This window comes from Bradyrhizobium sp. 25ACV (genome assembly GCF_054863005.1).
Window position 1 is genome coordinate 180,729 of sequence record NZ_JAVAYO010000009.1, and the last position, 13,509, is coordinate 194,237.

The 13,509-nt window shown below is 58.7% G+C and carries 13 protein-coding genes; 5 read left to right on the top strand and 8 right to left on the bottom strand.

What is annotated here, in order from left to right:
• The first annotated feature begins 721 nt into the window (after nucleotides 1–721).
• The 3 genes from RAD04_RS22015 (at nucleotide 722) to RAD04_RS22025 (ending at nucleotide 4,062) form a co-directional block, all read left to right on the top strand.
• On the top strand, nucleotides 722–1,381 hold the full coding sequence (locus RAD04_RS22015; RefSeq protein WP_461625427.1) for a hypothetical protein: 660 nt from the start codon (nucleotides 722–724) through the stop codon (nucleotides 1,379–1,381).
• Nucleotides 1,382–1,628: 247 nt separating this feature from the next.
• Nucleotides 1,629–3,080: an MBOAT family O-acyltransferase gene (locus RAD04_RS22020; RefSeq protein ID WP_461625428.1), complete on the top strand. Its 1,452-nt coding sequence runs from the start codon at nucleotides 1,629–1,631 to the stop codon at nucleotides 3,078–3,080.
• A gap of 28 nt (nucleotides 3,081–3,108) precedes the next feature.
• Nucleotides 3,109–4,062: a hypothetical protein gene (locus RAD04_RS22025; protein ID WP_461625429.1), complete on the top strand. Its 954-nt coding sequence runs from the start codon at nucleotides 3,109–3,111 to the stop codon at nucleotides 4,060–4,062.
• Nucleotides 4,063–4,161: 99 nt separating this feature from the next.
• Here RAD04_RS22025 and RAD04_RS22030 read toward each other — a convergent pair whose 3' ends face one another.
• Nucleotides 4,162–4,377 (bottom strand): hypothetical protein, encoded by a 216-nt coding sequence (locus RAD04_RS22030; RefSeq protein ID WP_461625430.1) that lies wholly within the window; start codon nucleotides 4,375–4,377, stop codon nucleotides 4,162–4,164.
• A 685-nt stretch (nucleotides 4,378–5,062) separates the two neighbouring features.
• Between RAD04_RS22030 and RAD04_RS22035 the strand changes: the two genes are divergently transcribed.
• Nucleotides 5,063–5,383: a hypothetical protein gene (locus RAD04_RS22035; protein WP_461625431.1), complete on the top strand. Its 321-nt coding sequence runs from the start codon at nucleotides 5,063–5,065 to the stop codon at nucleotides 5,381–5,383.
• A 625-nt stretch (nucleotides 5,384–6,008) separates the two neighbouring features.
• On the opposite strand, the gene RAD04_RS22040 is transcribed toward RAD04_RS22035, so the two are convergent.
• Genes RAD04_RS22040 through RAD04_RS22070 form a run of 7 tightly spaced genes read right to left on the bottom strand, consistent with a single transcriptional unit; the run spans nucleotide 6,009 to nucleotide 13,308 of the window.
• Entirely contained in the window at nucleotides 6,009–6,623 is a 615-nt protein-coding gene (locus RAD04_RS22040; protein WP_461625432.1) for a class I SAM-dependent methyltransferase, read from the bottom strand.
• A complete protein-coding gene (locus RAD04_RS22045) occupies nucleotides 6,620–7,354 on the bottom strand; it encodes a glycosyltransferase family 2 protein (RefSeq protein WP_461625433.1) in 735 nt (244 codons plus the stop codon). Before RAD04_RS22045 ends, RAD04_RS22040 begins: the two co-directional genes overlap by 4 nt.
• On the bottom strand, nucleotides 7,347–8,639 hold the full coding sequence (locus RAD04_RS22050; RefSeq protein WP_461625434.1) for a glycosyltransferase family 4 protein: 1,293 nt from the start codon (nucleotides 8,637–8,639) through the stop codon (nucleotides 7,347–7,349). Before RAD04_RS22050 ends, RAD04_RS22045 begins: the two co-directional genes overlap by 8 nt.
• Complete coding sequence (locus RAD04_RS22055) at nucleotides 8,636–9,694, bottom strand: Gfo/Idh/MocA family protein (protein ID WP_461625435.1); 1,059 nt, start codon at nucleotides 9,692–9,694, stop codon at nucleotides 8,636–8,638. Before RAD04_RS22055 ends, RAD04_RS22050 begins: the two co-directional genes overlap by 4 nt.
• 4 nt (nucleotides 9,695–9,698) lie before the next feature.
• Nucleotides 9,699–10,949 (bottom strand): methyltransferase domain-containing protein, encoded by a 1,251-nt coding sequence (locus RAD04_RS22060; protein WP_461625436.1) that lies wholly within the window; start codon nucleotides 10,947–10,949, stop codon nucleotides 9,699–9,701.
• Nucleotides 10,946–11,947, bottom strand: coding sequence for an NAD-dependent epimerase/dehydratase family protein (locus RAD04_RS22065; protein WP_461625437.1), 1,002 nt, complete (start codon nucleotides 11,945–11,947; stop codon nucleotides 10,946–10,948). The genes RAD04_RS22060 and RAD04_RS22065 overlap by 4 nt, the downstream gene beginning before the upstream one ends.
• Nucleotides 11,944–13,308 carry a nucleotide sugar dehydrogenase gene (locus tag RAD04_RS22070; RefSeq protein ID WP_461625438.1) on the bottom strand — a complete coding sequence of 455 codons (1,365 nt, stop codon included), beginning with the start codon at nucleotides 13,306–13,308 and terminating at the stop codon, nucleotides 11,944–11,946. The genes RAD04_RS22065 and RAD04_RS22070 overlap by 4 nt, the downstream gene beginning before the upstream one ends.
• Between RAD04_RS22070 and RAD04_RS22075 the strand changes: the two genes are divergently transcribed.
• Nucleotides 13,307–13,441 carry a hypothetical protein gene (locus RAD04_RS22075; protein ID WP_461625439.1) on the top strand — a complete coding sequence of 45 codons (135 nt, stop codon included), beginning with the start codon at nucleotides 13,307–13,309 and terminating at the stop codon, nucleotides 13,439–13,441. The two genes, RAD04_RS22070 and RAD04_RS22075, sit on opposite strands and share 2 nt — an antisense overlap.
• Nucleotides 13,442–13,509 lie beyond the last annotated feature (68 nt).

A 13,509-nucleotide genomic window follows, 5' to 3' on the forward strand; every position in this document is an offset into this window, starting at 1 on the left:
AACCCCGGCGGAACCACGTCATCAAGCATGGGGTACTTCTTCAGGCAAAGACCGACCGTCGGTGAAGTCCCGCACTTGGCACCGTCCGCACTCCCTCCACTTGGGCAGAAGACTGCCATGCACCGCGCGGATGTTCACGGGTGCCGGATCGCCTTTGTCTCCCTTGTTGCCTTTTGGTCCTTGCGGGCCCTGAGGCCCTTGCGCGCCGGCTGGGCCCCTGTGGCCCCGGTACCCCTTGAATCCCCTAGGCACCCTGCGGGCCGGCCGGCCCCTGCGGTCCTGGATCACCCTTCGGTCCAGGCTCTCTGCCACATGCTGCAAGTACAAGCACGGCCGTCATAACGGCCGCCGTAATCACTTTTTGCATTGCGATCCTCCCAATGATCGAGATCCTTAAACTGATCGCCTGAGGGAGCCGAAAGAGAGAAGCCCGCTAGCGTAAGCTGGCGGGCGCGGACCAGAGCGGTACCGCGACAGATTCTCGAAGGACGGCGGCGTAGAAGGATACTATGCTGGGACGACAACGGGAACCGAGGCCAACTCATCAGATTAAGATTCTCGCCGGCTCGCCGCATGAGCTGGCGGAGCGCGGCCCCCGCCTACCCCAAAAAAACTCCGCGAAGCCGGGGCAGTCTCTCCGCGAAGCGACAGTTTCGGAGTAAGCGTATGCGTTCGTCGCCGTCGATCGTACCGGCCGACATCGCGATATCTACTTGGTTACTTGGATTTCGGCGCGCGTGTCGGCTGCGCCTGGCGCGAGACAGAAGAGGCCGACACGAACCTCGAGACCGTCCTGAGGACAGCCTTTCCCGGCCAGTACGCCTATCCCCTGCGGATCGTCTGCTTCAATGCCGTCGAGGGCTGGGCGCGCGATGCGACCTCGGACATCCCCGACGCGCTGGCCGAGCGCGCAGCCAATACCGACGCGGAGATCTCGCCGGCGCTGCAGGACTTCATCAGCGCCAACGCGACGCCGCGCATTGACGTGCAGCTCGCGCTGTCCCCCAGCGCGGCGTCGGCTGATGGGGCAGCCGGCAAGCCCCGCGGCTGGACTGCGCAGGAGCAACGTGAGCCGACGGCAAACGTGACCTCACCGTCAGCAGACGTAGGCGCCATAGGGGCCCCGGTAGCAATTCGGATCGGTGCTGCGACCAAATTGGTCGATGCCATAAGACCGCCGGTAACGGGGGCGCTCATATTCGTAGTAACTACGACGAGGCGGGCCGCCGCAGACGTACACTTGATTCGGTCCTCGATAACAATCCGGATCGGTGCTCCGGCCATACTCGTCCAAGCCGTAAGGATACGGGTACGCCCTCCGATAATAGCCTTGGGCGGCCGCTGGCAAAACCGAACCCGCAAGTGTCGATACGGCGATTAGGGTCGCCAACAAAAGCCTCACTGTCCTTCTCCTATTTGTTTTCGTTGCGATACCATGCCTTTAAAGGCAGTTGGGCATTTTGAATCTGAATGGCACGTGAGCGGCCAAGCGGCCCTCCAAAGCTACACAGTATCAACAACCGATCTGTTCTCTTTGCGTTCACATCATCCACGAGCATTCGCATAGTTGAAACAGTCGCATAGGACGACTATACGTCGACCGGTCCACAAGGGGCGGGCTGGGCGAGTTGCTTTTTAGCACCTACACATTCTTTGTCTTCTTGCTTGTCGTCCTGGCGGTCGGCGGTATTGCGCAAAGAGCGCGAAGTTCCATCCTGGTATGGCTGCTGGTCATTGCGTCACTCGCGTTCTATGCCAAGTGGGACTATCGGTATCTCGCGCTTCTGATCGGGTCGATGGTCTTCAACTATGCCATCGGTAACACCATCGCGGCGACGCGATCGAGGGCCGTCTTCGCCCTCGGCATTATCGTGGATATTGGGCTTTTGGGATGGTTCAAATATGCAAACTGGATCTTCGCCAACTTGTCGAACGTCCGGCTTTGGGATGAGCCATCACACATCATCCTGCCCTTGGCGATCTCGTTCTTTACCTTCGAACAGATCTCGTATCTCGTCGATTGTAGGAAAGGTCTCATACGGCCGGCGACAGTCGCCGAGTACGCCTTCTTCGTGACCTTCTTCCCGAAACTGATCGCCGGCCCGATCGTTCGTTTCTCGGAGCTGCAGCCGCAGATCGCTCGGATTCAGATCAATCTAACGTCTCTTTCGGCCGGGCTGACGCTGTTTGTGATTGGACTCGGCAAGAAACTTCTTGTTGCCGACTACATGGTCCAGTTCGTCACGCCGGTGTTCGACCACGCAAGACTTGGATTGGAAATCGGCACAATCGACGCTTGGCTAGGCGCGTTGTGCTACACTTTCCAACTGTACTTCGATTTCTCCGGCTATTCGGATATGGCCATCGGGCTTTCACTGATGTTCGGATTGTCACTGCCGCTCAACTTCTATTCGCCCTACAAGGCAACCAGCATTATCGAGTTTTGGCGGCGCTGGCACATGACCCTGTCGCGATTTCTGCGCGACTACATCTATTTCCCTCTTGGCGGCGGCCGTCGAGGGCCCGTCAGAAGGTACATCAACCTGTTCGTCGTGATGACGCTCGGCGGCCTTTGGCACGGCGCGGGATCGACGTTCATCATCTGGGGAGCACTTCATGGCTGTTATCTCGCAGTCAACCACGCTTTCCGGGCTATCGTTGCGGATTGGAAGCCGACATCGATCGTCACGCGTTTCGGCTGGCGGCTCGCCGCGTGGGGGCTGACATTCCTTTCGGTCGTCATTGGTTGGGTGTTTTTCCGGGCAGAAGGCGCGCCCGCCGCGGTGCACTTGTTGTCGGCAATGTTCGTTCCCAATAGAGGCCAACCAGCGATCGATCAGCCGATCGCGATGGTCGCAATTGCCGGAGCGCTCGCGCTAGCTCTCCTGACGCCGAACAGTAACCAGATCATGGGCGGGCAGGTGCTCGGGTCGGCCGTCACTGAATCGAGAGTCGTCGATGCGCCGAAGTGGATCGTCTGGCGACCAAGCCCATCATGGGCAGCCATCATGGGGGTCGCCCTGTTTGCCGTGATCACGGGCATATCGACCCCGCGGCCTTTCCTGTACTTCACGTTCTAACATGGTCACGCGATACCTAATCACGGTCATGGCCGTCGCCGCGGCTCTGCTCCTTGGATGCATGGCGACCCTTTCGGTCAAGTACTGGGGATATCGCGACCTCAATCGGAACGACAGCACGGTCGGTCAGGTCACGCGCCTTGCTGAAGAGAAGCTGGGCGCCGCTGACCTTTCAAAGCTCGACACCATATTCATCGGTGACAGCACGCTCGGATACGGGCTCGATCCAGAAGAGTTCGATCGGCTAGCCGGAACACGTTCGCTGTCGTTGCCCCTGACGGGTGCCCACGGGCTGCCGGCCGCACTCGTGCTGTTGCGTCAGATTGCCGTTCGCACAAACGACCCTCTAAACATCGTCCTCTATTTCAGCGTAGACGGCCTGGCGTGGGGCGAGAACCCGGATAGTCGCTTCTTCATGTCACCATCGCCTCTCGAGCCAGCCCTTTCGACCGGGGCGCAGAAGCGGCTGCTGCAGGTCTATCTCCGTCGACTGATCGACTGGCGCGAAGCCCTTTCATTCATTTGGGACAGGGTTCGTGGCATCGACCATGCCGCTCCGACAAAGGAGGAGAGAGAATGGGGATACTTCAAGTCGACCGGCAAGATTGATCCGTCATTGCGCGAGCACGCTTCCTATCGCATGCACAAATCTGTCGCGCCGGGCACGTCGGCGTGGCTCTCCGCCATCGGCCGGCTGTGTAGCTCTCATGCATTGAATTGCCTTTATGTGACGGGGCCATTGTTCTCCGGCGTCATTCATCATGATCAGGCTGAACGCAACTATCTCGCTGCTTCCAGGGCGATCGTGGAAGAGGCCGGACTGCGAATGGTCAACAGCGATCCGGTCCCCGTGTCGATGGATGATCGGGGCGACAGCCTATTCCATGTCGCTTGGGACAAGCGCGGCAAGTTCACGGCGATATATTCAGGCTTAATCGTTCCCTTCCTCAGAAGGAATCCCGGCGCATTCTCGCGTCCATAATCCTCAATCGCCGCGATCGTTGAAGGTGACGACGACGGAGGGCTCGCCCCGGCTGACGCCGCAGCCGTGTGCCAAACGGCAGGCAGCGATGCGCCGCTGTCACGCAGCATCGTTGAAGCGGGCGCCGAAGGCCGTGCGGCCGCCGCTCTCGCCGTGGAAAATACAACGCAAAGGCCGGCAAAGCAGGTGCTCGCAGGCGCCGGAGGCATCGCAGCGTGCACGAAAGGACGCGGCCCGCGCCGTGCCGACCGGCCCCAGCGCCAGCCAACCGATCGGAGTCGCAATGCCACGTCGCAGTTCGGACAGCGCCGCCATCCGGTGCGCAGCGCGACGATGACAGCCATGCCGATTAGGATCTCGATTGCGGCAGAGCCGAGCGCGACGCCATCGGCGGCATCGCGGAGGATTTGCGGCTCGAGCTTCATCGCCGCACCAGCGGCGTCAGAGCACCACGCTCGAGCGCGCGAACCCGCGTCTCGCGATCGGCCAGCAACTGCTGTTGCGTGGTCGACAATTGCCGCAGCGACTTGATCTCGCCGGCCTGCTAGATCGCCTGCTCTTTGATCAGATCGAGCTTTTCGCCGGTTATAGGCGATCGAGGACAGCACGCCCTTGCAGTCCGGACCGAGCTTCGACGCGCTTGGACAGTAGCACTCGAGAATAGCGAGATACCGTGGCAGATCGTGGTTCGCGAAGACATCGAGCGCATCGTCCCACGGGATATCGATCTGGCCGCGCGTCGCCTGGCAATAGCTGGCTGCCGAATCGCCATGCTTGCCGGCACCGCGCACCAGAACGCGCAGCATGGCCGCGTCGACCTTGTCGCCCCAATCGGCGGAGATCTGCGCGCGGCTTTGCATGCCGAAGTCATAGCCGATGGCACCGGTCGGCCCACTCTCCTCGCTCGGGTGCTCAAGCACGCGGCGATATTTCCGCTCGTAGACGGCTTGGCTCGTCACCTCAGAGGCGACGACGAGATGAACGCGTCGCGCGAAATGCCATGCAGGTCGAGCATGTGGGACCCCCTCGAAAATCTGTGGTTGTTTCAACTAAAATGGGAGCGGATGCCGCTTGGCCGTCAGAGGTCGGTCGTGCTATGGCTGCGCGGCCATTCACCGCCATGGCGAAAAAAGAGAGACAGATGCGTTCGTTACTGGGCTCCGCCTCTGCGCTGCTCTGGCTGGGCGGGATAATCTTTATGAGTTTGATCGACGGAAAGCAGGGCAGACGATATGCGATTGCCGGCATCAGCTGCTTTTCTCTGCTCCTCATCGTGCTATTTGTCGTTAACCGCCATCTACTGCTAACCGTCAGCGGCTGAACGCGCGCACCGCATTGCGCGAGCTAATTTCGGGTCAGCAAGAATGAAGCGGGCCAGGGTTGCGGCTGCGTGTCACTGAGTATTAGTTGTTTTCCACCCGACGGCACGCAAATGGCGCTGATCGCCATGATCGCCGGCGATGGCCCCCAATCGCTCGCTAGTTTCGGGAAGCTTGCGATCTTTTCGGAGATATTCGTGCAGTGGTAGTGTTGCCATTGACGCGAGCATCGCGCTGACGCCCAAAGCAAGGTTCTCCTCGAACCCCACCTGGCATTACGTCGCCTTGCATGACAGCAATCGACAACCGCGTTCAGCGTGTTGGCGCTGTCAGGTTCATAACCCCAGCCATAGTTAGTCAGGCCGCAACCGTCTATTGCGTTGGCACCAAGAATCTGGTGCTGCGGAAGATCAAGAGCATCGATGGCGACGGTATCTACGTTGGAGGTAACTCCAGCACAGGACGTCTTTCGCAGTAATTCTCGGTCGAGGATTGCTACGTCGAGGCGCCTGGCCGGAATTGCTACAGCGTCGTCGGAGCCTAATCGGTGCCTTTATCAACAGTGCGGCCTTCAACGCAACCTATGGCGTTGCACACGGCAATATCAGCGCACCGGAACGGTTCAGATTAAACTTTCGCTGCAGCACGGCAATCGAACATCGCCGTCGTACCGAACAGCTTGCCTCGACCGTACAGGAAGTCGATCGACACGATCTCGAAACCTGCAAGGCGGAGGAAATATCGCACCAGATGGTGGTTTGGCACGAAAATATGCTGATCGTAAAGCGGGTGGTTGTTGTTCCAGTTCGGACCGAAGAAACCGCTGAAACGGCCGCCGAGTGCATAGCCGACGATGCTACGCCAATTGTGCACGTTCGGGAAGGTCAGGATTAGGCGTCCACCCGGGACGGCCAGCCGCCGCAACTGGGTCAGAAACTCATAAGGATTGACCAGATGCTCCAGAACTTCGGTAGCGACAAGAACCTCGAACTTCTGGCCACCGATTCGATCGGCCCAGCCAGGATGACTGAGATCGACGTTCTCCATTTTGGCGATGCCTGCAGGTACATCAACCTTCCAGCCGACACCCATCAGCTGGCCGAAACCAAGCTCCACCAGGCGTTCCAACAATTCACCTTCACCGCACCCGATATCGGCGACGCGCGCAGCGCGGTCCGGCGATATCAGTAAGATTCTCTCGCTGACGCCAGCGCGAATCGCGAGACTATTTGGATCGTTCATTTTACCCGTATCCTCCACCAAATGCGGCGAATGGCCATGATGACGCTTACGAGCGTTGCAGGGATATTGTGTTTCTTGAGCACCATACCGAACTCACGCATGCTCCAATCGAGATTAGTAGCGGAAACGCCAGATTGTCGCATGACAGTCATATCGATGGATATGTGATTTGCCGGATATCGCTCGACCAGTCGCAAGATCATGTCGTGATCCGCGGCGACCCGGAATGTCGTATCGTATGCACCAACTTCTGCGTATTGCTTGGCGGATACAATGAGAGAGGGATGGGGCAAATAAGCGGAAAAATAAAGCGGCCACTTCTTGAAGTGGTATCGCTGAAGAACCCGCCTGCCATCCGGTTCGGCCCGGACCAGATCGCAATAGTTCACTGAATCTTCGACCAGACGCGGCACTATACGTGCCAAGACGTCATGCGCATTGTAATAATCGTCCGAATTCAGCAGATGAATCCACTTGCCCCGCGCAAGTCGGATTCCCTTGTTCATAGCATCATAGATGCCGCGGTCAGGCTCCGATATCCATCGAACAGCATCACCTGCCTTTTTGAGCATGTCGATCGTACCGTCCGTCGATCCGCCGTCAACAATAACGTGCTCGTAGTCACGGAAGCTCTGATCGCGCACGCTTCGTAGCGTATCCTGCAGCGTTGCAGCACTGTTGTAAGTGACCGTGACGATCGACAATACCGGACGCATTGAACGATCAGTCATTGTGACGAAACTCTCCGCGGCCGCTACGGCAACGGAGCTTATCGACAACGTCCCCCGCAACCGTCTCCGCCCTGAACCTCGTCAGATAGGTCTCCCATCCCGCGCTTCCAATGCGGTCGCGCAGTGCTTGATCCTGCCCTGCTCGCACGATTAGATCTGCGATATCGCCAGCGTCACGCCCGAGCAAAGCATTCTCTTCATGCCTGATTTCGGGCATTGACAGGGACACATCGCGGTGGGCGACAACGCAGGAACCTAGAGTCCAGGCGTGAAGATATCGGGTGTGGCCAACCTTGAATGGCGTCGCGTTATTCGTGCACAGGAACACATGCGCAGCCAGCATGGCCTCATCGATATCGGGGACGAATCCGCGAAACACGACATCCGGCCCTTCGAGAGGAGCGCGAATGCCCGGCTCAAGCTCTCCGGACCCGAGAATTTCGATCCTGAACGTCCCCGGCGCCATGCGCTTTCGTAACTCGGGGAGCACCTCGCGGCCGAGATAATCCAGCCCATAGCGGTTGGCGGTCCCGCCGAGCTTTCCGACATTGCCGATAATGACAAGAGGGCTAGCCTGCTCCAGCGCGCGCCGACGCTCGCGCCACCTCTCGCCGAAGCGGTCGATCCAGACGTTCTGGATATAGAATGCGTTCGGATGCCCACGCCGGGCGTAATACTCGGCATCGTTGGCGGCGACATCCCCGAGTATTTCGTAACGGCGCATGATCTGGTTATGCACCTGTTCGAGACGGGACAAACCAATGCGCAAGCGCACATAGCCAAGGCTCCAGCCATTTAGCCTTCGATCATGCAATGTGCGCATATAACCGGCTTTGTGGTCCGGATTTCCATAATAGGCGAACTTGAGAACAGGTACTGTGGAACAAGCGGCAGTTAGCCATTCGCTCCAAGGCACCATCAGCGCGTCGGCATTCCAGGATGCTAGCGCTCGTGCGATCGCGCCTCCATCATGATCAACATAGGGATAGAAATGTTCCGGCTTCGGTTTGAGCAATTTGACGAACGGCGAGCCCTGTGTCGTTCGTATCGGCAATACGATCTCCGGCAGAATGTCGACGCCAGCCTCGGCCAGAGCGGCAAGACCCGCGAGCTCTTCAGCGTCCGGCCCCTGCTCCCCTTCCAGACCGACACCAACCTTAAGAAACCCGATCGTCATTCCGGGCTGTGCGGCAAGCGCACGCGTAAGTTCAAATACGACCACATTGGCGGCACGCACGGTGTGCCCGGGAAACGGCCAGTTCGATGCGACGATGACGAGTCTCACACGGGCCTCCGGACGTCGATGGCTCGGTGTTCGAGCGCTGCTTGCCTGATGGTATCGACCAGCAGTTGCACGCGCGCCCCCTCGCCGAAACCTGGATGGCAGGTGGTGCCTGCCCGCACTGCTGCGACGAAACGCTCCGCGAGCCGCTTGAAAGGGGGCAGACGACCATCCCCATTGATGAGAGGCTCGGACACATCCAAGAGTGGCTCACCAGTAGCACTCGTCGCGACCAATCTGAACCCCCCCATATAGTCACGCGTGGAATTGTCGATGACTGCCGTTCCGGTACTGCCCACCACCGTCCATCGGTGCGTTGTTAGACCCGGATTGGCGTTTCCGATCGTGATCGACGTCACCGCGCCGGACGCGTGGTCAAACGTCGCATGGACGAGATCCTCTGCTGCGCGTGCATGGGCATTCGGCTTTAGCTGATCGGTAACCCGCGAATCCAAGCGTGCAGACAATGCGACAACGGGACCCGCAAGCCACTCCATGAGATACAGAACATGCGTCCCGAAAAGGTTCAGCACCCCGCCGTCGCGATCGGCGTCAGTCTTCCACGACCAGGCCCCGTTCCGATGCACCCAAGATTCGTTGAGCCAGGTGACCTGGATGTGCCTGAGATCTCCCAGCTTTCGCGCGGCGATCATTTCATGCAGCGCCAAAAATGTTGTGAGTTCTGCAAATTCGAAATCAAGCGCTGTCGTTAAGTCGCGGCATCTCTGTGCCATTCGCTGCGCGACCGGCATATTGGCACCGAGCGGCTTTTCACACAGCACGGGAAGTTGGTGCGCATGGCAGTGCTCAACGATCGCCTCGACTTGTCCCGGCGGCACTGCCACGCTGACCGCATCGAGGTCGAAGGAGAAAAAGCGCTCAGCGTCCGTCAACACAGGAATCCGAAGACGCCTTTCGACGCTTGCAGCCTTGTCGGCATTTCTCCCCAGCAGAGCAACGACCTCGACATCGGACAGCAGACCAAACGCGGGGACATGCACGTCGACACCGAATCCCAGACCGACAACGCCGAGCCTGAGCGCTCGATTTCTCACCATCAGATCACTCGATAATTCTCGGCTCGGGCAAAGGAACAATGAACCTTCCCTTATACCCACGCTTTCGGAGATTGGCGGCGAGTTCATCAGCGATGTGCCAAGAGAGTAGCAGCGCATAATCCGGCTGATCGTTATACAGTGCGGCCTCATCGATGACGGGAATTCTCGTGCCCGGAATATACTTGTCCAGCTTGTGCGAGCCCGAGACTTCCATCACGGAATTCATAATACCATCGTCGAGACCGACATAGTTGATCAGCGTAGATGCACGCGACGGAGCACCAATACCGACGATGCTGGTGTCATCCTTCTTCAACCCGGCAAGCAGCTTGTACAATTCCAGTTTGGAATGAACGACGCGTGCTGCAAAGGTTTTTAGCGCACTGCCATCGGCGAGACCGAAGCACTCCTCGTCCGCACGACGCTCAGCAACTGATGCCTGGATCTCGTACTGCCCTGGACGCGCGGCATAGACTCGAATGGAACCGCCGTGGGTCGGAATGCGCTTGACGTGAAACACCTCGAGTCCATGACGCGCGAACAGCGCTTCGAGCGCGCCCAGCGCGTAGTAACGAAGATGCTCGTGATAGACCGTGTCGTATTGAAGCGTCTCGACGAGATCGAGCAGATAGTGCGACTCCGAGATGAAGACGCCGTCCTCGGCGAGCCATTCGACAACGCCCTTCGTAACGTTGTGAACATCTCCGATATGCGCAAACACATTTGCCGCGGTGATGACCTTGGCAGCGCCGCGTTCGGCACGTAACCGGGCCGCGAGCTTCACGCCGAAATAGTCCGTCAGCGTCTCGATGCCACGCCCACGCGCGACTTCGCCAGCGCGCGATGGCTCAACGCCGAAAACACGGTGGCCTCCATCCTTGAAATTGATCAACAATGATCCATCATTTGAGCCAATGTCCACCACTAGATCATCGGCCGAAATCTTGATGAGCGATGACGCCTCGCGATACAGCTCCGCGAAATTCTCGCGCAGTATCTTGGTCGTACCGCTCAGATACGGATAGGAATATGGAAAGAGAACCTCCGCATCGACCTCCAGCCCGATCTGGACCAGACTGCATTCCTCGCATCGGAACAGCTCAAGCGGAAACGCAGGCTGCTCGAGCGCGCGTTCTCCCACCGGCGGCATGGTGTTCACTGGCGGGACGTAGCCGAGAAACAGCACCGGCTTGAGTTTTTCGCTCGCACAAATTTGGCACTCGAGGATGGGTCTGGATTGTGCTGTCGCTGTCATTTGCTGTCTCCTGAAACTCGTGATGGGCGCAGCTCTGGATGGTCCCGGTACCAGCGAACAACGGAGGGAAGACCGTCCTGCAGTGAAATTCTGGGAGACCAACCTAGCGCCTGGATCTTGCTGATGTCCGGACAACGACGCTGCGTTTCGCCAAAGGGCGCGGGACCAATCTCGAGGATCGCCTCCCGGCCGAAGCTTGCAACAACCAATTCCGCAACGCGTCGGATCGTCACTTCTTCGGTGGTTCCAATGTGGTAGACATTGAGGTGCGCGCCGCGTGTGATGACTGTCGCGAGACCATCCGTGAAATCGTCGACGTGAATGAAGGCGCGCGTCTGGGCGCCGTCTCCCTTCAAGGGAAAGGTCAAAGGCGATCCCGGCTTCGTCACCACGTCAGCCTCCGCTGCCCGGACAGAAAATTCGGGGACGACATGCTCGAACCCCATATCGGCGCCATAGACGTTGTGAGGTCGGAAGACGACCACGCGATCGAAATCCGTCCGTCCATAATTCAGCGCGATCAGTTCGGATGCGAGCTTCGACCCACCGTAGGAATATCGCGGATTTCGTACGTCAGGCACGACCAGCGGAACGTTCTCCGGAGTCGGAACCTGACTTGGCGACTGGTAGGCCTCGGAGCTGGACGCAACGATTAGTTCGCGCACCTTTGCGTCCCGGCATGCATCGATCACTGTCAGCATGCCGCGAATCGCGACATCCACCACGAGCTCAGGCTGCTCGTAAAAATACCGGGTGCCGTTGATCGCGCTCATATGAACCACGCAGTCCATACCATCGACCGCCCGGCGCACCACCTGCGGATCCCGGATATCGCCGATAAGCAGCTCTACACGATCTTCGATTCCAGCAAGCCGCCTTGGATTCCCCCGCCAGTTATTGTCCAGCACGCGCACACTATTCCCGTCCCGTACCAGCTTCTGAACCAGAGAGGCTCCCAGAAAACCTGTGCCTCCCGTGACGAGATATCGACGGCTCATAGACCCTCTACCTTCGGAAGTTTTGCTCTGCCATGGCTACCAAGAGCCATGTAGCCGACATGCGACGCCAAGAGCAGGTATTCGGCATTGAAGTTGTTCCAGAAGTCATAAAACATCGCAGGCGAAGCCATGCGATGGGACAGTGTCTCGATCGCCATGGAGCGGAAGCAGCTGTGATTGTTGGCAATGACAGCAATATTGACGTCATCAAGCGCTTTCTCGAGGGATGGGGCGGGATCGAGCCCGAAATCTCGAATAGCCTGCGGCGAGACCACAGGATCGAAAGCCCTGAACCGCGCATTCGGAAAATGGTGCTGTAACGCTGCCAGAATAGGGCGCGCCATCGTGCCACGCAGGTCATCCGTTTCGGGCGAGCCCTTGAAGGCAAGACCAAGCACGGTCACGATCGGTGCATCTGGAAAACCGTTGATGCGACCGGTCGCGTGCTTCAATGCTGCGATCGCTTGCTCGGGCTGAGCTTCATTGAGTTTGCGAGCTGTCAGAACGATTGCTGGCGACATGCCGCGGTGCTCAAGTCCCTCAGACAGGATATAAGAATCCTTTTCGAGACAGGGACCGCCGACCGGCCCTGGCATTGCGAGATTGGTACGCGGATATCCAAGCTTTCCGGCGGCAATCACATCCGCGGCGCTCACCCCGATCGCATCGCACATCGATGCCACCTCGTTGGAGAAGGCGAAGTGAACATCGCGCTGGGAATTATCTACCAGCTTGATCATCTCCGCCGTCTCGAGATCACGTACGCGCACTGTCGTTGGCGTCACGAACTGAAATAGCTGCCCGGCCCGTACCGTCGCATCTTCCGAACCGCCACCGATGATTTGCGGAAGGATGCGCAATTCCTGAATGGCGACGCCTTCGAGGGTCCGCTCGGGACAGAACGCCAGATCGTAGGACTTGCCGGCAGCATCAAGGATGGGGGCAACGATCGAGCGCGTGGTTCCCAATCGCACAGTGGATCTCATGACGACGAGTGCGCCTGCGGGCATCGCTGCAGCAACCTCGCCCGCCACGTGCTCAATCATATCCGTACGTACGCGCTTGTCTGCGCTGAGCGGCGTTCCTACCGTGATGATGAAAACCGTCGCGTCGCAACCCGGCGGCACCCTCGTGTCAACCGAGAGTGCGCCGCTTCTTAATGCGCGGTTCAACTGGTCGGCCAGTCCGGGTTCATGGAAATGCGGCTGTCCCTGCCGCAGCCCTTCCACCACATCCTCCTGGATTTCGACGCCCCAGACCCGGAATCCGACCGCAGCCATCGTCGACGCCAGGGTGAGCCCGACATATCCGAGGCCCAAGATGCAGACGGATCGGTCGGCGAAAGAGCGGGGAACGAGCATGGTCGAAGTCTTTAAACCCGTCAAAAGAGTCAATTTCTCGCCTCCAATAAACGATACCGCCCCTTGTGTCTTGCTGTTTGTTTATCCCGGAGCGGCGGATCGCGGCATCGGCGAGCTGCCGCCAAACTTTTGAAAGACTTAAACTTTCGTGCTTTCAGGGGTTCACTGCCGCAATCAGGACGGCGGTCCTTACTGTCCACT

Coding starts and splice junctions, on each gene's coding strand:
- RAD04_RS22025 (WP_461625429.1), top strand. CDS start 3,109: ATGGCCGTCGCCGCGGCTCTGCTCCTTGGATGCATGGCGACCCTTTCG.
- RAD04_RS22030 (WP_461625430.1), bottom strand. CDS start 4,377: ATGGCGGCGCTGTCCGAACTGCGACGTGGCATTGCGACTCCGATCGGT.
- RAD04_RS22035 (WP_461625431.1), top strand. CDS start 5,063: ATGCAGGTCGAGCATGTGGGACCCCCTCGAAAATCTGTGGTTGTTTCA.
- RAD04_RS22040 (WP_461625432.1), bottom strand. CDS start 6,623: ATGAACGATCCAAATAGTCTCGCGATTCGCGCTGGCGTCAGCGAGAGA.
- RAD04_RS22045 (WP_461625433.1), bottom strand. CDS start 7,354: ATGACTGATCGTTCAATGCGTCCGGTATTGTCGATCGTCACGGTCACT.
- RAD04_RS22055 (WP_461625435.1), bottom strand. CDS start 9,694: ATGGTGAGAAATCGAGCGCTCAGGCTCGGCGTTGTCGGTCTGGGATTC.
- RAD04_RS22060 (WP_461625436.1), bottom strand. CDS start 10,949: ATGACAGCGACAGCACAATCCAGACCCATCCTCGAGTGCCAAATTTGT.
- RAD04_RS22065 (WP_461625437.1), bottom strand. CDS start 11,947: ATGAGCCGTCGATATCTCGTCACGGGAGGCACAGGTTTTCTGGGAGCC.
- RAD04_RS22075 (WP_461625439.1), top strand. CDS start 13,307: ATGGTCGAAGTCTTTAAACCCGTCAAAAGAGTCAATTTCTCGCCTCCA.
- RAD04_RS22070 (WP_461625438.1), bottom strand. CDS start 13,308: ATGCTCGTTCCCCGCTCTTTCGCCGACCGATCCGTCTGCATCTTGGGC.